The sequence below is a fragment of the Pseudarthrobacter defluvii genome, from assembly GCF_030816725.1.
Lineage (GTDB): Bacteria > Actinomycetota > Actinomycetes > Actinomycetales > Micrococcaceae > Arthrobacter > Arthrobacter defluvii_A.
In genome coordinates this window covers 2622097-2642557 of record NZ_JAUSYG010000001.1, presented here as the reverse complement: position 1 = coordinate 2642557, position 20461 = coordinate 2622097, and the positions used below count along the sequence as shown (strand labels likewise).

Annotated in this window: 16 protein-coding genes, 1 tRNA gene and 2 pseudogenes; 16 read left to right on the top strand and 3 right to left on the bottom strand. The window is 66.4% G+C overall.

The window, feature by feature from the left end:
- Positions 1-28: 28 nt before the first annotated feature.
- The 10 genes and pseudogenes from QF031_RS12415 to QF031_RS12370 all read left to right on the top strand — a co-directional run bounded on the left by QF031_RS12415 (position 29) and on the right by QF031_RS12370 (position 9661).
- Entirely contained in the window at positions 29-1372 is a 1344-nt protein-coding gene (locus QF031_RS12415) for a cation:dicarboxylate symporter family transporter (RefSeq protein WP_307428374.1), read from the top strand.
- A gap of 231 nt (positions 1373-1603) precedes the next feature.
- The gene (locus tag QF031_RS12410) at positions 1604-2503 is read left to right on the top strand and encodes a ParA family protein (protein WP_307428371.1); all 900 of its coding nucleotides are present in this window, start codon (positions 1604-1606) and stop codon (positions 2501-2503) included.
- Between the two features lie 7 nt (positions 2504-2510).
- On the top strand, positions 2511-3326 hold the full coding sequence (locus QF031_RS12405; RefSeq protein WP_307428368.1) for a segregation and condensation protein A: 816 nt from the start codon (positions 2511-2513) through the stop codon (positions 3324-3326).
- Positions 3323-3994 (top strand): SMC-Scp complex subunit ScpB, encoded by a 672-nt coding sequence (gene scpB, locus QF031_RS12400; RefSeq protein ID WP_307428367.1) that lies wholly within the window; start codon positions 3323-3325, stop codon positions 3992-3994. Before QF031_RS12405 ends, scpB begins: the two co-directional genes overlap by 4 nt.
- A gap of 125 nt (positions 3995-4119) precedes the next feature.
- Positions 4120-5355: a pseudouridine synthase gene (locus QF031_RS12395; RefSeq protein ID WP_307428365.1), complete on the top strand. Its 1236-nt coding sequence runs from the start codon at positions 4120-4122 to the stop codon at positions 5353-5355.
- Positions 5356-5358: 3 nt separating this feature from the next.
- Positions 5359-6468: a prephenate dehydrogenase gene (locus QF031_RS12390; RefSeq protein ID WP_307428362.1), complete on the top strand. Its 1110-nt coding sequence runs from the start codon at positions 5359-5361 to the stop codon at positions 6466-6468.
- A pseudogene (cmk, locus tag QF031_RS12385) lies at positions 6468-7182 on the top strand ((d)CMP kinase). The gene QF031_RS12390 and the pseudogene cmk overlap by 1 nt, the downstream one beginning before the upstream one ends.
- A gap of 31 nt (positions 7183-7213) precedes the next feature.
- Positions 7214-7891 (top strand): lysophospholipid acyltransferase family protein, encoded by a 678-nt coding sequence (locus QF031_RS12380; RefSeq protein WP_307433324.1) that lies wholly within the window; start codon positions 7214-7216, stop codon positions 7889-7891.
- Between the two features lie 9 nt (positions 7892-7900).
- The gene (gene der / locus QF031_RS12375) at positions 7901-9448 is read left to right on the top strand and encodes a ribosome biogenesis GTPase Der (RefSeq protein ID WP_307428359.1); all 1548 of its coding nucleotides are present in this window, start codon (positions 7901-7903) and stop codon (positions 9446-9448) included.
- A 136-nt stretch (positions 9449-9584) separates the two neighbouring features.
- Positions 9585-9661 (top strand) — tRNA-Pro (locus QF031_RS12370).
- Positions 9662-9760: 99 nt separating this feature from the next.
- Here the strand turns inward: QF031_RS12370 and QF031_RS12365 are convergent.
- Both QF031_RS12365 and QF031_RS12360 read right to left on the bottom strand, forming a co-directional pair.
- The gene (locus tag QF031_RS12365; protein ID WP_307428356.1) at positions 9761-11542 is read right to left on the bottom strand and encodes a polysaccharide deacetylase family protein; all 1782 of its coding nucleotides are present in this window, start codon (positions 11540-11542) and stop codon (positions 9761-9763) included.
- A gap of 166 nt (positions 11543-11708) precedes the next feature.
- The gene (locus tag QF031_RS12360; protein WP_307428353.1) at positions 11709-12578 is read right to left on the bottom strand and encodes an Fpg/Nei family DNA glycosylase; all 870 of its coding nucleotides are present in this window, start codon (positions 12576-12578) and stop codon (positions 11709-11711) included.
- Positions 12579-12745: 167 nt separating this feature from the next.
- Here QF031_RS12360 and gcvH point away from each other — a divergent pair, with 167 nt between their 5' ends.
- The 5 genes and pseudogenes from gcvH to QF031_RS12335 all read left to right on the top strand — a co-directional run bounded on the left by gcvH (position 12746) and on the right by QF031_RS12335 (position 15837).
- A complete protein-coding gene (gcvH, locus tag QF031_RS12355; protein WP_307428350.1) occupies positions 12746-13132 on the top strand; it encodes a glycine cleavage system protein GcvH in 387 nt (128 codons plus the stop codon).
- A gap of 156 nt (positions 13133-13288) precedes the next feature.
- A complete protein-coding gene (locus tag QF031_RS12350; protein WP_307428347.1) occupies positions 13289-13765 on the top strand; it encodes an FHA domain-containing protein in 477 nt (158 codons plus the stop codon).
- Between the two features lie 23 nt (positions 13766-13788).
- Positions 13789-14507, top strand: a pseudogene (ftsR, locus tag QF031_RS12345) (transcriptional regulator FtsR).
- On the top strand, positions 14507-15010 hold the full coding sequence (locus QF031_RS12340; protein ID WP_056331728.1) for a bifunctional nuclease family protein: 504 nt from the start codon (positions 14507-14509) through the stop codon (positions 15008-15010). Before ftsR ends, QF031_RS12340 begins: the two are co-directional and overlap by 1 nt.
- A 233-nt stretch (positions 15011-15243) precedes the next feature.
- Positions 15244-15837 (top strand): MerR family transcriptional regulator, encoded by a 594-nt coding sequence (locus QF031_RS12335; RefSeq protein WP_142134380.1) that lies wholly within the window; start codon positions 15244-15246, stop codon positions 15835-15837.
- Positions 15838-15930: 93 nt separating this feature from the next.
- Here the strand turns inward: QF031_RS12335 and QF031_RS12330 are convergent, their stop codons facing one another.
- Positions 15931-16749 (bottom strand): ParA family protein, encoded by an 819-nt coding sequence (locus tag QF031_RS12330; protein ID WP_307428343.1) that lies wholly within the window; start codon positions 16747-16749, stop codon positions 15931-15933.
- A 301-nt stretch (positions 16750-17050) separates the two neighbouring features.
- Between QF031_RS12330 and QF031_RS12325 the strand changes: the two genes are divergently transcribed.
- Complete coding sequence (locus QF031_RS12325; protein WP_307428340.1) at positions 17051-20449, top strand: pyruvate carboxylase; 3399 nt, start codon at positions 17051-17053, stop codon at positions 20447-20449.
- The last annotated feature ends 12 nt before the right edge of the window (positions 20450-20461 follow it).

Sequence of the window (20461 nt, the reverse complement as noted above, 5' to 3'; positions counted from 1 at the left end):
CTATCAGAATATCCACAAGGAGACACACATGGCTTCTCAACGAGGAGAGTCGCTCGAGACCGCGGCCCCGCGGCGCAAGGGACTGGACAAGTCCCACTACCTCTACATCGCCGTTATCGCGGCCGTCATTCTGGGCGCGCTGGTTGGCCTGATCTTCCCCGAGGTCGGCAAATCCCTCAAGCCCCTGGGCGACGGCTTCGTCAAGCTCATCAAGATGATGATCGCTCCGGTCATCTTCTGCACCATCGTCCTGGGCATCGGCTCCATCGCCAAGGCAGCCACCGTGGGCAAAGTCGGCGGCCTGGCGCTCGGTTACTTCATCATCATGTCCACCTTCGCCTTGGCCATCGGCCTGGTGGTGGGCAACCTGATCCACCCGGGTGAGGGCCTGAAGCTCACGCCCTACGATCCCAACAAGAAGGCCGCCACGGACAGCACCGTGGACTTCCTGATGGGCATCATTCCCGGCGACATCCCCGTCCTGCCCACCCTCCTTGCCGCCATCCTGGTTGGCTTCGCACTGCAGAAGATGGGCGCCCAGGGCACACCGATCCTCAAGGCCATTGGCCACGCCCAGGCCCTCGTGTTCCGCATCCTCATCATGATCATGTGGCTCGCTCCGGTGGGCGCCTTCGGTGCCATCGCCGCCGTCGTCGGCGCTACCGGATTCCAGGCCATCGTGAGCATGTTCACCCTCATGATCGCCTTCTACATCACCTGCGCACTCTTCATTGTGGTCATCCTGGGCGGCCTGCTCCAGGTGGTTGCCGGGGTGAACATCTTCAAGCTCATGAAGTACCTGGCCCGTGAGTACCTCATTATCTTCTCCACCTCGTCCTCCGAAGCTGCCCTGCCGCGCCTGATCGCGAAGATGGAGCACCTGGGCGTCTCCAAGCCTGTTGTTGGCGTCACCGTCCCCACCGGCTACTCCTTCAACCTGGACGGCACGGCCATCTACCTGACCATGGCCTCCCTCTTCGTGGCCAACGCCATGGGAACGCCGCTGGACCTCGGGGCCCAGATCTCCCTGCTGGTCTTCATGATCATCGCCTCCAAGGGTGCGGCCGGCGTGACCGGCGCGGGCCTGGCCACCCTCGCCGCCGGCCTGCAGGCACACCGTCCGGAACTGCTGGGCGGCGTGGGCATGATCGTGGGTATCGACCGCTTCATGTCCGAGGCCCGCGCCCTGACCAACTTCACCGGCAACGCCGTAGCAACGGTCCTGGTGGGAACCTGGGTCAAGGAGATCGACGGCGGGCAGGTCGCCCGGGTCCTCTCCGGCGAAGTGCCTTTCGACGAGCAGACCATGATCGCCGGGCACGGCGAAATGGCGCCGAAGGAAGAAGGCGCACGCGAGGCAGCAAAGGCCTAGCACCACGCACCCAGCCGATCCGAAACCGCCCCTGCAGCCACGCTGCGGGGGCGGTTTTGTGTTCCCGTCCGCCTCAACCTTCGACCTCAGCTAGAGGGTCAAGGCTCAACATCCGGGGAAAGTCAAGTTCCGTCGAATACCGTGTCGGGCGCTGTAACCTAGGGAGCAGAACGATCGGCGCTGGCGAGCCAGCGGCAGGAAATCACCGTCATCGAAAGTGTGGACAAATACGTGAGCAGCGAACAGGGTTCAGCAACTCTGGAGGGCACGGAATTCGACCTCGAAAACACGGTGATGGGGCCCACGGGGCGCCCATACCGTGAGTTCCCGGACCCCGCGCCGCTGTCCTCCCACGGTCCGGCCCGCGTGATCGCCATGGTCAACCAGAAGGGCGGCGTGGGAAAGACCACCTCCACGATTAATCTCGCGGCGGCGCTCGCCGAATACGGCCGCCGCGTCCTGCTGGTGGATTTCGACCCCCAGGGTGCCCTGTCCGCCGGTCTGGGCGTCAACCCGCACGAGCTGGACCTCACGGTGTACAACGTCCTGATGGACCGCAAGGTGGACATCCGCGACGCCATCCACCAGACCGGCGTGGAAAACGTGGACCTGCTGCCGGCCAACATCGACCTCTCCGCCGCGGAAGTGCAGCTGGTCAACGAGGTGGCGCGTGAACAGGTCCTGGACCGTGCGCTGAAGAAAGTCGAAGACGACTACGACGTCGTCCTCATCGACTGCCAGCCGTCCCTGGGCCTCCTGACCGTCAACGCCCTCACCGCGGCCCATGGCGTCATCATCCCGCTCATCTGCGAGTTCTTCGCGCTCCGCGCCGTGGCCCTCCTCGTTGAAACCATCGACAAAGTCCAGGACCGGTTGAACCCCCGCCTTCAGGTGGACGGCGTGCTGGCCACCATGTATGACGCACGGACCCTGCACAGCCGTGAAGTCATTACCCGGCTGGTGGAAGCGTTCGGTGACAAGGTCTTCGAAACCGTCATCAAGCGCTCCATCAAGTTCGCGGACGCCACCGTGGCCGCGGAGCCCATCACCAGCTACGCCGGGAACCATGTGGGTGCTGACGCCTACCGCCGGCTCGCCAAGGAGCTGATCTCCCGCGGCGGCGCACCCTAACCACGCCGTGGCCGAAACCAAGCCCGGCTTCGAGGTGCGGCTGGCCAACTTCACGGGTCCGTTCGACCTCCTCCTCGGGCTGATCGCCAAGCACCAGCTGGACATCACCGAAGTGGCCATCGCCACCGTCACGGATGAGTTCATCAAGTACATCCGGAAGCTGCAGCAGCTCGGCGAGGAATGGGCGCTGGATGAGGCGAGCGAGTTCCTGGTGATTGCCGCCACCCTGCTTGACCTCAAGGCGGCACGGCTGCTCCCCGCCGGTGAAGTCGAGGACGACGAGGACATCGCGCTGCTGGAGGCGCGCGACCTCCTCTTTGCCCGGCTGCTCCAGTACAAGGCCTTCAAGCAGGTGGCAGGCATCCTGGGCGAAACCCTGCATCAGGAAGGCCGGCGCTTTCCCCGGCAGGTGGCGTTGGAGGAACACTTTGCCGCGATGCTGCCCGAGCTGGTCTGGAAGCACACGCCCCAGCAGTTTGCGGCTTTGGCTGAAGCCGCGCTCCGGCCCAAGGCGCCCGCGCAGCCACCCCAGGTGGGGCTTGGCCACCTGCACGGCAGCAACGTCAGCGTCAAGGAGCAGGCAGAAGTGCTGGGCCTCAGGCTCCAGCAGGAGTCGCCGCTGACCTTCCGTTCCCTGATCGCAGACGCCGGGTCCACCCTGGTGGTGGTGGCCCGGTTCCTGGCACTTCTGGAACTGTTCCGGGACCGGGCTGTCTCGTTCGACCAGCTCTCCCCGCTGGCGGACCTTGCCATCCACTGGACGGCCGACCGCCGGGACTGGTCGGCGGAAAACCTAAGCGAAGAATTCGAGGAGCAACTGTGAACCCGTCGCAGGATACGCAGCAGCAGGACGACACCGGCCACGGGCCGGACTTCGCCGACCTTCCCGGGGGAGCCAAGGCTGCCCTGGAAGCCGTCCTCATGGTTTTGGACGAGCCGGCCACGGAGGAGGAGCTGGCCGCAGGGGTGGGGCTGACGGTGGACTCGGTCCGCTCCCTGCTGGCCGAACTGCAGCGTGAGTATAACGGCTATACTGTTAAAGCCCCGGAGATGGAGAGTGCCAGCCACGCTGGTATCGGTTCCAGCCCCCGGGGTTTTGACTTGCGGAACATCGCCGGCGGCTGGCGGATCTACTCCCGCGCCGAGTTTGCCGACATTGTGGGCAAGTACGTGCTTGAGGGGCAGACGGCCAGGCTCACCCAGGCGGCGTTGGAAACACTGGCGGTCATCGCGTACCGCCAGCCCGTTTCCCGGGCGCGCGTGTCCGCAATTCGCGGGGTCAATGTTGACTCTGTCGTACGGACGCTGGCCCAGCGCGGGCTGATCGAGGACGCGGGAACAGATCCCGAGTCCGGCGCAATCCTTTACCGAACTACTTCCTACTTCCTCGAACGGATGGGAATTGGTTCAGTGGAGGAGTTGCCCCAGCTGTCACCGCACCTTCCGGGGCTTGACGGGATCGCAGAGTTCTACGACGCCGACACCATGTAGGCAGGCCACCCCTGCCTGCAGCACGTATTTACCAGTTTTAGTTATCAGGGCAGACGAAGTCTGCGCGGCTGGCTAGGGTTGTCCTTGGACATCGCTGCCGGCCAAAACACATTGAAGGACGGGTCATGACACAGGCGGGACGCCAGGGTTCACCACGTAACAGTTCGGGACGCGGCGGAAACGAACGCAACAACTCCCAGCAGCGCAGCCCACAGGGCGGCAGCTTCAGCGGGGGCTCCCGCGGGGGCACAGGAAAACGGGTTGCAGGATTCGGTGGGGACCGTCCCCACCGCGCTCCCAAGCCCCGCGAGGAACGCTTCATCGACCCCGACCTCGCCGGGAGCCAGCCCGGACAGGGGACGGAGGGCACCAGGGGTGCCAAGCCGTCGTCGCGCAAGCCTGCCGCCCGCAAGCCCGGCGCCAAGAAGGCCCCGGGTACTCCCGGCGCCCCCAAGCCCAAGGCCCGCACCGGCGCCCCCAAGCCCAAGGCCCGCACCGGCGCCCCCGGCGCAGCCGCTTCCCGCGCGTTCGGCAGCGAACGCTTCGGCCAGAACCTGGGCCCGGTCCGCAAACCGGCCCGGAAAAAGCACCCCCGCGGCAACGTTCCCCAGTCGGACCTCCACGATTCCGACGGCGTCCGCCTCCAGAAAGTCATGGCGTCAGCAGGAGTCGCCTCCCGCCGCGTCTGCGAGGAGATGATTGCCGAGGGCCGCGTGGAGGTGGACGGCCAGGTGGTTACCGAGCTCGGCGTCCGCGTCGACCCCAAGACCGCCGTCATCCACGTTGACGGCCTGCGGATCCAGCTGGACGAGAACCTGGTGTACATGGTGTTCAACAAGCCCAAGGGCGTGGTGTCCACCATGGAGGACCCCGAGGGGCGGCCCTGCATCAGCGACTTCCTGAAGAGCAACAAGAACACTGGCGAACGCCTCTTCCACGTTGGCCGGCTCGACGTCGCCACCGAAGGCCTGCTGCTGCTGACCAACGACGGCGAACTGGCAAACCGGCTGACCCACCCGTCCTACGAGGTGCCCAAGACCTACCTGGTGCAGGTGCGCGGGCCGTTCCCGCAGGGTGTCGGTGCCCAGCTGAAGGCAGGCGTTGAGCTGGAGGACGGCGTCGCTGCCGTGGATTCCTTCCGCCTGGTCGATTCCACGCCCGGCCACGTGCTGATCGAAGTTGTGCTCCACTCGGGCAAGAACCGCATCGTGCGCCGCATGTTCGATGCCGTCGGCTTCCCGGTCCAGCGGCTTGTGCGCGTCAAGGTGGGCCCGATCGGGCTCGGCGACCAGCGCCAGGGCAGCATCCGCAACCTGGGCAAGCAGGAAGTCGGCCACCTGCTGGCATCCGTAGGACTCTGACGCATGTCGGCGTTCAAAAGCCAGGGCCGCGGCCACCTGGACGGCCCGGTGGTGGTCATCGGTACCGGGCTGCTGGGCACCAGCATCGGGCTGGGCCTGCGGGGGCGCGGTGTGCCCGTATTCCTTTCCGACCCGTCGCCCACCAACCAGGCGGTGGCCGTGGACATCGGTGCCGGCCGCCCGTTGTCCGAACTCGGCGACGCGTCGCCGCAGCTTGTGGTGGTGGCTGCTCCGCCTGACGTGACGGCCGACGTCGTCCTCGCCGCCTTGTCCACCTACCCGGATGCTGTGGTCATCGATATCGCCAGCGTGAAGGCGCACATCCTGGCCCGGCTGCGGGAATCCGGCGTGGACCTGTCCCGCTACGTGGGGACCCACCCAATGGCGGGACGGGAAAAGTCCGGCCCGGTGGCGGCACGCGGTGAACTTTTCACCTCCATGCCCTGGGTGCTCTGCCCCTCGGAGGAAACGTCCGGTGCCGCCTTGCAGGTGGCCCGCTCGCTCGCCTCGGACCTTGGGGCCGTCGTCTCGCAGTTCACGGCGGACGAACACGACGAAGCTGTTGCGCTGGTCTCGCACCTGCCCCAGGTGATGTCCTCGCTGCTGGCCAGCCGGCTGCAGGGAACTCCGCTGCATGCGCTGTCCCTGGCGGGCAACGGCCTGCGCGACGTCACCAGGATCGCAGCCAGCGACCCCACCCTGTGGGTCCAGATCCTTGGCGGCAACGCGGACAAGGTGGTGGAGATCCTTTACGGTGTCCGGGAAGACCTGAACCGGTTGATTGGAACCCTGGAGGACCCCACCGCACCCGGGGCACGGCTGGACCTCGCGCAGCTGATGAGCGAGGGCAACGCCGGACAGGCGCGCATCCCCGGGAAACACGGCGGCCCGCCGCAGGCCTACGCGTGGCTTACCGTCCTGGTGGATGACAAACCCGGCCAAATCGCCCGGCTGCTCACCGAGATCGGGGAGATCGGCGTCAACCTGGAGGACCTGCGGCTTGACCACTCGTCGGGCCAAAACGTGGGTATGGTGGAAATCTCCGTGTTGCCGAACAAGCACGACCACCTGATCGAAGCTCTCAACGACCGCGGATGGCGGGTACTTCAGTAATGACACAGGAACTCCTCGAATCCATGCGCGCCCTGCGCATCGGCCGGCCGCTGGTGGTTGCCATCGACGGGCCCTCAGGCTCCGGAAAGTCCAGCGTGAGCAAGGAAGTTGCCCGCAGGCTCCGGCTGGCCTACCTGGACACCGGCGCCATGTACCGTGCCCTGACCTGGTACTGCGTCACCGAAGGCGTCGACCTGGAAGACGGCGCTGCGGTGGAGCAGGCGTCCCGCGACTTCGTCCTGGAACTGAGCACCAGCCCCTTGGAGGAATATGTCCGGGTCGGTGGCGTGGACGTCACTGATGCCATCCGGGAGCCGGCCATCTCCTCCGCCGTCAGCGCCGTCGCCACCACGCTCGGTGCCCGCACCGAACTGATCCGGCGGCAGCGGGACCTGATCGAAAAGCACCACCGCCGCATGGTGGTGGAAGGACGTGACATCACCACCGTCGTCGCCCCCGGGGCCGAGGTGCGCATGCTCCTCACCGCCAGCGAGGAAGCCCGCCTGCGCCGCCGGGGCATCCAGCTGGGCGGAACGCAGAACGCCGAGCAGCTGGCAGCCCAGGTAACGCACCGCGATGCCCAGGACTCCCACCGTGGTTAACTTCACGCAGGCCGCTTCCGGGGTAGTGACGCTGGATTCCTCTGACCTGGACTTCGAGCAGACCGTCGATGCCGCCCTCGTGATTGTCACCAAGGTCCTCAACCGTGACTGAGTCCGTGGCCGTCCTGCCGTCCAACCTGACCATGGCGTGGAGCAGGCCGGTGGGCTGGATCCTCGACCATCTGGTCTACCGGACCAGTGTGACCGGCAGAAGCAACGTGCCCACCGGCGGCCCGGTGATTTTCGCGGCCAACCACATCAGTCTCCTGGACGGGCCAGTGATGTTCGGCGCCGCGCCCCGGCCCATGCACATCCTGGTGAAGCAGGAGATGTTCAAAGGTCTCCTGGGCAAGGTTCTGACCGCCTCCGGCCAGCTTCCGGTGGACCGCCGGGGCGACCGCGCTGCGCTGCAGCGCTGCAAGGACGTGCTCGACGCCGGGCGGTGCGTTGGGATCCTCCCTGAAGGAACCCGGGGGAGCGGGGCAGCCGCGGACATCAACGGCGGCGTGGCCTGGCTGGCGCTGAACTCCGGGGCGCCGGTGGTGCCGGTTGCCATCCTGGGCACCCGCCGGGGCGATGAGCACCTGGACTTTGTTCCGCGGCCCGGGCGCCGTTTCCACGTCAGCTTTGGGTCCGCCCTCACATTGGCCCGCCGGGCAGGCGAAACCGGGCGTGCTTCAATGGACAGGGCGGCGCGGGAGATCCGTGCAGCGCTGGCAGGGCACGTCCAGGACACCATCCAACTCAGCGGGCAGCCCCTGCCTTTCGCTGACACCAAAGATTTGACAGCAGTAGCCGGGACGCCGGCAGATGACCACTAAGGACTTGCAATGAGCGACACCACCCAGACCTCCGGGCATTCCGGCGCCGAAGACGAATACAGGCCCGCAGGCACCGACCAGGTTGCCGAGCGCCTGGCAGCGATTGACGACGACGAAGCGGAGCTGCGTGCCGCCTCCCTCAGGGCCGGCCTGGAGGACTATGAGCTTGACGAGGACGACGCCGCCCTGCTGAGCGGGGAGTACGGCGACGAGGACCTCGAAGGCCCCCTCAAGCTGGACCCCGTCCTTGCCATTATCGGCCGTCCGAACGTGGGCAAGTCCACGCTGGTGAACCGCATCCTGGGCCGCCGTGAAGCGGTGGTGGAGGATACCCCCGGCGTTACTCGCGACCGCGTGATGTACTCCGCGAACTGGAACGGCCGGAACTTCACTCTGGTGGACACCGGGGGTTGGGAACACGACGCCCGCGGCATCCACGCCAGGGTTGCCGAGCAGGCCGAGATGGCAGTCGAACTCGCCGATGCCGTCCTTTTCGTGGTTGACTCCGCCGTCGGCGCCACCGCCACCGATGAAGGCGTCATGAAGATGCTGCGCCGCAGCAAGAAGCCGGTCATCATGGTGGCTAACAAAGTGGACGACTTTGCCCAGGAAGCCGACAGCGCAGCACTGTGGGGCCTTGGTTTCGGCGAGCCGTACCCGGTCTCGGCACTGCACGGCCGCGGGGTGGCCGACCTCCTGGACCATGTCATGGATGTGCTGCCTGAGTTCTCCACCGTTGAAGGTGTGGAGCGTTCCGGCGGTCCCCGCCGCATTGCCCTGATTGGCCGCCCCAACGTGGGCAAGTCCTCGCTGCTGAACAAGCTGGCAGGATCCGAACGCGTGGTGGTGGACAACACCGCCGGCACCACCCGGGACCCCGTGGACGAATTCATCGAACTTGGCGGCCGCACCTGGCGCTTCGTGGACACAGCCGGCATCCGCCGCCGCCAGCACATGGCCCAGGGCGCGGACTACTACGCCTCCCTCCGGACGCAGGCCGCGCTCGAGAAGGCGGAGGTCGCCGTCGTGCTCCTTGCCGTGGACGAGGTCCTCAGCGAGCAGGACGTGCGCATCCTTCAGCTGGCCATCGAGTCCGGGCGCGCCCTGGTCCTGGCCTTCAACAAGTGGGACCTGCTCGACGACGAACGCCGCCGCTATCTGGAGCGCGAGATCGAGCAGGACTTGGCCCACGTCGACTGGGCTCCGCGCGTCAACATCTCGGCAAAGACCGGCTGGCACAAGGACCGCCTGGTTCCTGCGCTGGACCTGGCCCTGGAGAACTGGGACCGGCGCATTGCCACAGGACGCTTGAATGCCTTCCTGGGTGAACTTGTGGCCGCGCACCCGCACCCGGTCCGCGGCGGCAAGCAGCCGCGCATCCTCTTCGGCACCCAGGCCTCCAGCCGGCCGCCGAAGTTCGTGCTGTTTACCACCGGATTCCTCGACCCCGGCTACCGCCGGTTCATCACCCGCCGGTTGCGCGAAACATTTGGATTCGAAGGCACGCCCATTGAAGTCAGCATGCGCGTGCGTGAGAAGCGGGGCCGGAAGCGTTAAATCCGACACACCTGGGAGCTGATCACGGGAAAGTGTCACAGGCACCCCTCCGGATCGTGTAAGCTCTTCTAGGTGGTTCGGCCGGACTGCTGATGAAAACCTACGGGTTGAGTTCAGCGGAGAACGGCGGAACCAGCGGGCTGTAGCGCAGCTTGGTAGCGCACTTGACTGGGGGTCAAGGGGTCGCAGGTTCAAATCCTGTCAGCCCGACCACAAAGCCGCGGAAACTTAAGGGTTTCCGCGGCTTTTGCGTTGTCGGGATTAAACCACCCGGCCAAGCCCCTTCCACGCGTGGCCAGCCCCGGGGGCCAGCTAACCGAGGGCGGCGTCGAGGGTGACGAAGCCGTAACCTGCCGCCCGGAACTGGGAGATCACCTGGGGGAGGGCTGCGGCGTCGAGTGTAGAGCCGTCGTCGGGGTTCGAGCCGAGGTGCATCAGGATGATCTCCCCGGGCTGTGCTGATGCCATGACGCGCTGGACGATGAAGCCCGGGCCGCGCGTTCCGTTCATGGTTCCTTGCCAGCCCAGGGTGTCAACGGTCCACCGGATTCCCGTGTAGCCGGCGGCGTTGACGTCTGCGATCGTGCGGGAGTCCCGGGCGCCAAACGGGAAGCGGAAGAACGGGAGCGGGTTGCCTCCGGCCGTCTCGATCGTCCTCTGCGCGTTGCCGATCTCGGCCGCAATCTGGGCGTCGGTCAGGGTCGTGAAGTCCGGGTGGGTCATGGAGTGGTTGCCGATCCGATGTCCTGCGTTGTAGATCAGCGCGGGGTCGGAGGGGAACTGGTTGACCCAATCTCCGGTGAGGAAGAACGTACCCGGGACGCCGTTCGCTGCGAGGGTGGCAAGGATCGATCGGAGAGCGGCGTCCTTGGCGCCGGCGTCGAACGTGAGCGCGACAACCTTCTGCGTTGTGGGAATGCGCTCGAGGTCAACGCCCAGGAGCGCCGACGGGACGGTGGTGTAGATGACCTCGGTCCTGCCGCTGGCCCCGTGCCACAGGATCGAACCGTGCGCGAAGTCGTTGCGGCGCCCGTCCGTGATGCCATACTCGCCGGTTGTCGGGTAGCCGAGCCGGCTGCGCTCCCAACCGAGGGCCGCCCACTGGGCCCGGATGGCTCCATACACCTCGTGGGCTCCCGTGGTGGGCGACCAGTAGATCGATGAGCCGGCGCTCGTGCCGCTGAAGTGGTTGTACCGGCCGACCCCGTCCGGGGTGCCGGTCTCGTCCGTCGCGGGGAATCCGAGCGCGCCGGACGGGCCGCCGAGCTCCAGGTAGCGTCCGCGGACCGCCCCGTGCACCTCGTGCGCCCCAGTGGCGGGGCTCCAGTAGATCGTTCCGCGGGCGAAGTCGTTGTACTGGCCAACGGCGCCCGGAGTGGCGGTCTCGTCCGTCACGGGGAAGCCAAAGAACCCCGCTGGCCCGCCGAGCTCCAGATAGCGTCCGCGGATCGCCCCGTGCACCTCGTGTGCGCCGGTGCCGGCGCTCCAGTAGATCGTGCCGCGGGCGAAGTCGTTGTACTGGCCGGCGGCGCCCGGGACGTTGGTCTCGTCGGTGAGCGGGAAGCCCAGGTACCCGGTTGGTCCGCCCAAGGCGAGATAGCGTCCGCGGATTGCCCCGTGCACCTCGTGCGCCCCGGTGCCGGGGCTCCAGTAGATCGTGCCGCGGGCGAAGTCGTTGTACTGGCCGGCGGCGCCCGGGGCGGCGGTCTCGTCCGTCAGGGGGAAGCCAAAGAACCCGGCTGGGCCGCCCAAGGCGAGATAGCGTCCGCGGATTGCCCCGTGCACCTCGCGCGCTCCGGTGCCGGCGCTCCAGTAGATCGTGCCGGCGGTGTAGTCCTGGGCGCGGCCCCCGGCGATGTCGTACGCGCTCCCCACTGGCGGGCCGAGAAACGATGCGCTGCCGCCGAGCTGCTCATAATGCTGGACGATCGCGTCGTCGCCGGCCTGCTGCACCGCCATGGATGCCGGAACGCTCTGCTGCGCAACCACCGCTGATGCAACGGCCCCCGCCGGGGCCAGGCCAGTGCCCCCGGGTCCACCGCCGAGGGCGAGGGCCAAGGCCATTACCAGGACGGCGGGACGAGAGCTGCGCATTGTGGCCCCCTTGTGCTGATCGAGAGTTGCGAGCCTTGATCAAGACGCTACGCTCCGAGGGCGTGCCCGGGCAGGACCGGAAGTCCCGAATCGCAATCCTTTCACCCGGGATACTGTCCGCTCGGCTGCCACAGTCGCCGGATGACGCCCCGGGTGCCGGATCTTGTTACTTCAGGAACTTCGACGTCCTGCGGTCCGCCAGCATCTTGCCTTTGGTCTGGCAGGTGGGGCAGTACTGAAGGGCGGTGTCCGCGAAGGACACCTCCCGGACGGTATCACCGCAGACCGGACAGGCCTCGCCGGTGCGCGCGTGCACGCGCATGTGGCTCCGCTTGACGTCCTTAAGGTCCTTGGGCGGCTTGCCGGCCGCTTCCGCCAGCGCCTCCCCAAGCACGCTGTGGATGGCGTCGTACAGCACCTGCACCGTGCCACGGTCCAGGGACTTGGCGACGGCGAACGGCGAGATTCGCGCGGCGTGCAGGATTTCATCGCTGTAGGCGTTGCCGATGCCCGCGATGACGCTTTGGCTGCGCAGGAGTCCCTTGATCTGCTGGGAACTGCCGGCCAGGATCTCTGCCAGCATGTCGGCGTCGAACGCCTCGGTAAAGGGATCCGGGCCCAGCGCGGCGATGCCCGGCACCTCCTGCGGATCCCGCACCACGTAGACGGCCAGGCTCTTCTTGGTGCCCGCCTCGGTCAGGTCCAGCCCGCGCGGCCCCTGGGGACCCGAGAACGCTGCCCGGACCGCGATGAGGCCCTTGCCCATCCTGAGCTGGCTGTCGGCAGGGGAGTCGGTGAAACGCACCCATCCTGCCCGTGCCAGGTGGAACACCAGGGAAATACCGTCCGTGTCGACGCTGATGAACTTCCCGAACCGGCGCACGCCTGACACCGTCCGTCCCTCGATGGCGTTGTAGGGCGGGTCGGCGGTCTTGAGCACGGCAAAGGAGACGATCTGCAGTTTGGTGACCACGCAGCCCCGCAGCTGTTCGTCCAGGAACCCAGCGAGGCCGGCGACTTCAGGAAGTTCCGGCATGGCCTACCCGCCCAGTTCCAGGGACGCTGCACCGATGCTTGCATTCATGGCCCCATCTTGTCAGAAAGCCCCCGTGCCGGCCCCGGCAGATATGCCTATACTTTCAGCGGCGGCCCGTTTTGCGTGCCCCTTTTGACATTGGCGTGTACCCCGATGAAAGGCCTCCCATGAGCAACATTCCCGAAGACCTGTCCTACACCGCCGAGCATGAGTGGGTCACCGCCCCGAATGCCGACGGCGTGGTCCGCGTGGGAATCACCGACTTTGCCCAGGATGCCCTGGGAGATGTCGTGTACGCCCAGATGCCTGAGGTCGGCACGAAGATTACGGCAAACGAAGTGGTGGGCGAAGTCGAGTCCACCAAGAGCGTCAGCGACATCTACGCGCCCGTTTCCGGTGAAGTCGTGGCCAAAAACGACTCCCTCGACACCGATTCGGCCCTGATCAACACCGATCCCTACGGTGACGGCTGGCTCATCGAGGTCAAACTCGCCGAACCTGACGCCGTTGAGTCTTTGCTCAGTGCATCCGAGTACGAACAACAGGTAGGCTAAAGCTAACGGGTAATTCCGGTCCGGCCCCGCGCCGCAGGCAATGCGTCTCCGCACGTCAAAGCCGGGAACGGGTGCCGGTGCCGGACCTGCAGGCAGGGCCGGAGAGCAAATGTTGGTTGCGGGTTCGATGCCCGCAACGTCTAAGAGGAGGAATCCATGGCTGGCCACAGACACAACCCTGCCGATGGGGATTACGGCACGGGTGCGGCTAGGGCGTCGGAGACCACCTCGATCCATCTCACCCCCGTCACCGACGAACCCACCATCGCCCCCAAGTTGTCCTCGGACGAGCGCAACTCGGTTGAAGCGCTGCCCGCCGGTTCGGCGCTGCTCGTGGCCCACAGCGGCCCGAACGCCGGTGCCCGGTTCCTGCTGGACTCCGATGTCACCACCGCAGGCCGCCACCCGGACGCGGATATTTTCCTGGACGACGTCACGGTATCGCGGCGCCACGTCGAATTCCGGCGCACCCCGCGCAGCTTCGAGGTCGTTGACAAGAACAGCCTCAACGGCACCTACGTCAACCATGACCGGGTGGACCGGGTTGAGCTGAAGTCCGGCAGCGAAGTCCAGATCGGCAAGTTCCGCCTCACCTTCTACCTGAGCCCTGCCACGGCGGCAGGCCGCAGCTGACCGGGGGACCGCTGCCTGTGGCAATGGCACAACCGGAACGCCGGGGTCCCCAGGTCCTGAACATCGGCGAAGTCCTGGCCCAGCTGAGCGCCGACTTCCCGGGCATGACCGCGTCGAAGATCCGGTTCCTCGAGGAGAAGGGGCTCATTAACCCCCGCCGCACGCCTGCAGGCTACCGGCAGTATTCCGACGGCGACGTCGAGCGGCTGCGCTTCGTGCTGGCGCTGCAGCGGGACCAGTACCTGCCCCTGAAAGTCATCAAGGACTACCTTGACGCCATCGACAGGGGAGAGAGCGGCCGGAGAACCTGCCGCCCGGCGTCGTGGTGTCCCCACGCATCGTCTCCGATGAGCTGGCCGCCGAGCTGCAAAACCGCGGCCGCAAGCTCAGCGAGGAACAGCTCCGCACCGAATCCGGCGCCAGCGTTCCCCTGCTGCAGTCACTCCTGAGCTTCGGCCTCATCAGCCACAGCAACGGCCAGTTCGACGAGCACGCCCTCCAGGTTGCCCGGGCCTGCGTACAGCTGGAAAGCCACGGCCTGGAACCCCGCCACCTGCGGCCCTTCCAGGCGGCGGCCGAACGGGAATTCGGCCTGGTGGAACGTGCAGTCGCGCCGCTTGCCTCCCGCAAGGACTCGGCATCGCAGGCGCGGGCAGCGGAGGCCGCCCGTGAAATCAGCGACCTCTGCCTCACCCTGCACAGGGCCCTGGTGCAGGACCACATCTCACGCATGGACATCTGATGATCGAAGTCGAGATTGTAGGCGTTCGCATCGAACTGCCTTCCAACCAGCCCTTGGTCCTGCTCAAGGAGATGCACGGCGAACGCCATGTGCCCATCTGGATCGGCACACCGGAGGCCAGCGCCATTGCCCTGGCACAGCAGGGCGTCGTCCCGCCCCGGCCCATGACGCACGACCTCCTCGTGGATGTCGTGGAGTCCCTGGGCCACTCCGTGGTCAGCGTCAATATTGTGGCCGTGGAGGACAACATCTTCTACGGGCAGCTGCAGTTTGAAAACGGAACCACCGTGAGCTCGCGGGCCTCCGACGCGCTTGCGGTTGCGCTGCGCGCCAAGTGCCGCATCTGGTGTGCTGATTCCGTGATGGACGAGGCCGGGGTCCGTATCACCGAGCACGACGAGGGTGAGGACGCCGAGCCCGGCCCCACGGTTGACGAGGAACGCGAGCTGCGCCGCTTCCGCGAGTTCCTGGACGACGTGGAACCCGAGGATTTCGACGGTTAAGGTCACGTTAAGGTTAAAGTTAAGGCTGAAACTTTCGACACGCCTCTTCCAAGCCCCGAAGGTCTTTGACCTCGGGACCCGCCGGGCCTAACGTCGAAGTATCAAGTTTCCTTGCTAACGGCAGCCGCGCAAGTCACACTGGAAAGTGCGCCCCGCGGAAAAATTACACGCATGGTCTTCATGCACATGCTGCCGTATCAGTACCAAGGGAGCGTACGACAAGGAGGATCCAGGTGAGTCCCAAAGGCGAAGCAGGCGGGCTAAAGCAGCCCAAGGCTGGTGTTGCTGTGCCCGTGAGTGGTGCCCAGGGCCTCCTGTTCACCGAGGATCTTCCCGTACTCGACGAAGACGCCGGCTACCGCGGCCCCACCGCCTGCAAAGCCGCCGGAATCACCTACCGCCAGCTCGATTACTGGGCCCGTACCGGTCTCGTTGAACCTGCCGTCCGTGGCGCTGCAGGATCCGGTTCGCAGCGGCTCTATGGATTCCGCGACATCCTGGTGCTCAAGGTGGTCAAGCGGCTCCTGGACACCGGGGTATCCCTCCAGCAGATCCGTACCGCGGTGGAACACCTGCGGGAGCGCGGGGTTGAGGACCTGGCCCAGATCACGCTCATGAGCGACGGCGCCAGCGTCTACGAGTGCACGTCCGCCGATGAGGTCATTGACTTGGTCCAGGGCGGCCAGGGAGTTTTCGGCATTGCGGTTGGGCGGGTTTGGCGCGAGGTGGAGGGCAGCCTGGCTTCGCTGCCCAGCGAACACGCGGCCGAGCAGTCCTTTCCCGACGACGAATTGAGCAAGCGCCGGGCCGCGCGGAAGATCAGCTGACCCGAACAGCCAAGCAGATAAGGGGCGCCCTCCGGCTGGAGGGCGCCCCTTATCGTTCAAGTGTCGTTGCGCGCTGCGGGCGTTGCAGCCGCTTCAGCGGGCGCGGCTCCGCAGGCCGCTGCCGGTGGCCATCAGGTTGGACAGCAGGTCGTCAAACAGGCCGGCAGCCGACTTGGCCGAATCCCCGGGCCAGTGGTGGACGGGGTGCGCAGCGCCCTGGATCTGCTGCCAGTTGGCCTGTTCCGGAATCCGCGGACTCAAGAGGAGCTCGCCGAACATAGACTCCATCTCGGCCAGGCGGTACGTGTGCTCGGACGAGCCGCTCCGGACCCGGTTTGCCACGATCCCTGCCGGTGAGAGGCTCGGGGCGAACTCCTGCTTGAACAGCTGGATGGCCCGCATGGTGCGTTCGGTGCCGGCAACCGAAAACAGGCCGGGCTCGGCAACCAGGGCAACTTTGTCGCTGGCAGCCCACGCCATCCGCGTCAGCCCGTTAAGGGACGGCGGGCAGTCGATCAGCACCAGCTGGTAGTCATTGGCGCCGGCCAGCACGGCGGAAAGCCGGCGGAGGTCACGGCGGCCCAGGTCCGGCCGGTCATAGATACCCGTGTAGGCGGAGCCGACGGCGACATCCAGGACGGCGGGCCCGGAACCGTTCGAGGCGGTGCGGTCAGCCCAATTGCTGCGGACCACGTTCTCCGCCAGTTTTGCCCTGCGGGGGCTCTTGAGCATCCTGCCAATATCCAGCTGTTCGCCGGGCTGGACACCCAGAGCGGTAGTGGCATCAGCATGTGGATCCAGGTCCACCACCAGCGCGCGTACTCCCGCGGACAGCGCCGCAGACGCCAATCCTGTGGTGACGGAAGTCTTGCCGACTCCACCCTTAAGGCTGCTGATGCTGACTACTTGCACTTGAGAGACCAAAACCTAACGCCGGATGCCGTGTTGGGGGTAATGTTTGCCTCGGCAGAGCCAAAGCCGGACGGTCCTGCCGCCCTACACATCATATGTTGATGCGCCGGCGAATCCTGCTTTATCGGGCGTCGGCATGGCACCGGCTGTGCTGCCGGGGCCGTTTCCGCCAGCCAGGCTGAAAGCGTTCAGGACATGACGGAAAAATCTGTGACCGTGACCACAAAGATTTGTGTTTGTCCTTGTAGGTCCTAGACACTGTGACCACTCATCGATCCACCCGCAATGATGCAGGAGAAGTATGTTTTCCAAAGTTCTGGTGGCCAACCGCGGTGAAATCGCGATCAGGGCCTTCCGCGCCGGCTACGAGCTGGGCGCCAAGACCGTTGCCGTCTTTCCCCAAGAGGACCGAAACTCGATCCACCGCCAGAAAGCGGACGAGGCCTACCTGATCGGCGAGGAAGGACACCCCGTCCGGGCATACCTTGACGTCGCGGAGGTGGTACGGGTGGCCAAGGAGTCCGGTGCGGACGCGATCTACCCCGGCTACGGATTCCTCTCCGAAAACCCGGAACTGGCCCGGGCAGCAAAGGAAGCAGGCATTACCTTCGTGGGCCCGCCCGCCGAAGTGCTGGAGCTTGCCGGAAACAAGGTTGCGGCCCTGAAGGCCGCCCGCGCGGCCGGCGTACCGGTCCTGAAGTCCAGCGAGCCGTCCAAGGACCTGGACGAGCTCCTGGCCGCGGCCGACGAGATCGGATTCCCTATTTTCGCCAAGGCTGTGGCCGGCGGCGGCGGCCGCGGTATGCGGCGGGTGGATACCCGCGAGGCACTGCCCGAAGCCCTGAAGGCGGCCATGCGCGAAGCCGACGCCGCATTCGGTGACCCCACCATGTTCCTTGAGCAGGCGGTCCTCCGCCCCCGGCACATCGAGGTGCAGATCCTCGCCGACGCCGAGGGCAATGTCATGCACCTCTTTGAGCGCGACTGCTCCATCCAGCGGCGGCACCAGAAGGTCATCGAGATCGCTCCTGCCCCCAACCTGGACGAAGGCATCCGCCAGGCCCTCTACCGGGATGCGGTCAAGTTCGCCCAGGCCCTGAACTACGTCAACGCCGGTACGGTCGAGTTCCTGGTGGACACCGAGGGTGAGCGGGCAGGCCAGCACGTCTTCATCGAGATGAACCCGCGCATCCAGGTGGAGCACACTGTCACCGAGGAAGTCACGGATGTGGACCTGGTCCAGGCCCAGATGCGGATTGCCTCCGGTGAAACCCTCGCCGACCTGGGCCTCTCGCAGGACACCGTCAAGCTGCGCGGCGCCGCCCTCCAGAGCCGCATCACCACCGAGGATCCCGCCAACGGGTTCCGTCCGGACGTCGGAAAGATCACCGGGTACCGCTCGGCCGGCGGCGCCGGTGTGCGGCTCGACGGCGGCACCGTCTACTCCGGCGCCGAGATCAGCCCCCACTTCGACTCCATGCTGGTCAAGCTCACCTGCCGCGGCCGGGACTACCCAACGGCGGTTGCCCGTGCCCGCCGCTCCCTGGCCGAGTTCCGCATCCGCGGTGTCTCCACGAACATTCCCTTCCTCCAGGCTGTGCTGGATGACCCTGATTTCATCGCCGGCGACGTGGCAACGAACTTCATCGACCAGCGCCCGGAACTGCTCAAGGCCCGCGTCTCCGCGGACCGCGGTACCAAGCTCCTGACCTGGCTGGCCGACGTCACCGTCAACAAGCCCAACGGCGAGCTGACCCTGCATTCCGATCCCGCCCACAAGCTGCCCGACGTCAAGGACAAGCAGGCGGCACCCGGTTCACGCCAGAAGCTCCTTGAGCTGGGCCCGGAAGGTTTCGCACGCGCGTTGCGGGAGCAGAACGCCGTCGCCGTCACCGACACCACCTTCCGCGACGCGCACCAGTCCCTGCTGGCCACCCGTGTCCGCACCCGGGACCTCGTTGCCGCCGGCCCCGCCGTGACGGCCCTCATGCCGCAGCTGCTGTCCGTCGAGGCGTGGGGCGGTGCCACCTACGATGTGGCGCTGCGCTTCCTGGGCGAGGATCCCTGGGACCGTCTCGCTGCCCTGCGCAAGGCCCTGCCCAACGTCTGCATCCAGATGCTGCTGCGCGGCCGCAACACGGTGGGCTACACGCCCTACCCCGAAGAGGTCACCGAAGCCTTCGTCAACGAGGCTGCGGCCACCGGCATCGACATCTTCCGCATTTTCGATGCCCTGAATGACGTCAACCAGATGGCTCCGGCCATCCGCGCAGTCCGGGCCACCGGTACCGCGGTGGCGGAAGTGGCGCTCTGCTACACCGGCGACCTGCTGGATCCGGCAGAGAAGCTCTACACCCTGGACTACTACCTGGGGCTGGCGCAGAAGATCGTTGACGCCGGAGCGCACATCCTGGCCATCAAGGACATGGCAGGACTGCTGCGGCCCGCCGCCGCCGCCAAGCTCGTTGCTGCGCTCCGCGAACGCTTCGACCTGCCCGTGCACCTGCACACGCACGACACCGCAGGCGGCCAGCTGGCCACCCTGCTGGCGGCTGTAGACGCAGGCGTGGATGCTGTGGACGTGGCATCCGCGTCGCTTGCCGGCACCACCAGCCAGGTGTCGGCGTCGGCCCTTGTTGCTGCCCTGGCCCACACGCCGCGGGACACCGGCCTCAGCCTGGAAGCCGTCAGCTCGCTTGAGCCGTACTGGGAAGCTGTCCGCCGCGTCTACGCGCCCTTTGAGTCCGGCCTGCCCGGCCCCACCGGACGCGTGTACAAGCACGAGATCCCCGGCGGCCAGCTGTCCAACCTGCGCCAGCAGGCCATGGCCCTGGGCCTGGGGGAGCGGTTCGAGGCCATCGAGGACATGTACACCGCCGCCGACCGGATCCTGGGGCACCTGGTGAAGGTGACGCCGTCCTCCAAGGTGGTGGGCGACCTCGCCCTGCACCTGGTGGGCCTCAACGCCGATCCCGCCGACTTCGAAGCCAACCCGCAGAACTACGACATCCCCGACTCCGTCATCGGCTTCCTGTCCGGCGAACTCGGAGATCCTCCCGGCGGCTGGCCCGAACCCTTCCGCACCAAGGCCTTGCAGGGCAGGAGCGTGAAGGTACGCGACGTCGAGCTAAGCGCGGAGGACAGCGCTGCGCTCAAGTCGGATTCCAAGACCCGCCAGCACACGCTGAACCGGTTGCTCTTCGACGGTCCCACCAAGGACTACCTGAAGAGTGTGGAGACGTACGGCAACATCTCCGTCCTGGACACCCGCGACTACCTATACGGCCTGCAGCGCGGCACCGAGCACGAAATCCAGCTGGAGCGCGGCGTCCGCCTCATCGCCTCCCTGGAAGCTGTCTCGGAGCCGGACGAAAAGGGCATGCGCACCGTCATGTGCACCCTCAACGGACAGTCGCGCCCGGTCATGGTCCGCGACCGATCCGTGGTGAGCAACGTCAAGGCCGCCGAAAAGGCCGATCCCGCCCAGCCCGGCCAGGTGGCCGCCCCCTTCGCCGGCGCCGTCACCGTCACGGTCAAGCCGGGCGACACGGTCAAGGCAGGAGACACGGTGGCAACCATCGAGGCAATGAAGATGGAAGCATCAATTACGACGCCGGTAGCCGGCAAGGTGTCCCGCCTCGCCATCTCCGCAGTCGAGCAGGTCCAGGGTGGCGACCTGCTGCTGGTCATCGAACAGTAAGCAGCACTACGG

Coding starts and splice junctions, on each gene's coding strand:
- QF031_RS12360 (WP_307428353.1), bottom strand. CDS start 12,578: ATGCCGGAACTTCCTGAAGTCGCCGGCCTCGCTGGGTTCCTGGACGAA.
- QF031_RS12340 (WP_056331728.1), top strand. CDS start 14,507: ATGATCGAAGTCGAGATTGTAGGCGTTCGCATCGAACTGCCTTCCAAC.
- QF031_RS12365 (WP_307428356.1), bottom strand. CDS start 11,542: ATGCGCAGCTCTCGTCCCGCCGTCCTGGTAATGGCCTTGGCCCTCGCC.
- der (WP_307428359.1), top strand. CDS start 7,901: ATGAGCGACACCACCCAGACCTCCGGGCATTCCGGCGCCGAAGACGAA.
- QF031_RS12415 (WP_307428374.1), top strand. CDS start 29: ATGGCTTCTCAACGAGGAGAGTCGCTCGAGACCGCGGCCCCGCGGCGC.
- QF031_RS12325 (WP_307428340.1), top strand. CDS start 17,051: ATGTTTTCCAAAGTTCTGGTGGCCAACCGCGGTGAAATCGCGATCAGG.
- gcvH (WP_307428350.1), top strand. CDS start 12,746: ATGAGCAACATTCCCGAAGACCTGTCCTACACCGCCGAGCATGAGTGG.
- QF031_RS12390 (WP_307428362.1), top strand. CDS start 5,359: ATGTCGGCGTTCAAAAGCCAGGGCCGCGGCCACCTGGACGGCCCGGTG.
- QF031_RS12350 (WP_307428347.1), top strand. CDS start 13,289: ATGGCTGGCCACAGACACAACCCTGCCGATGGGGATTACGGCACGGGT.
- QF031_RS12395 (WP_307428365.1), top strand. CDS start 4,120: ATGACACAGGCGGGACGCCAGGGTTCACCACGTAACAGTTCGGGACGC.
- QF031_RS12380 (WP_307433324.1), top strand. CDS start 7,214: ATGGCGTGGAGCAGGCCGGTGGGCTGGATCCTCGACCATCTGGTCTAC.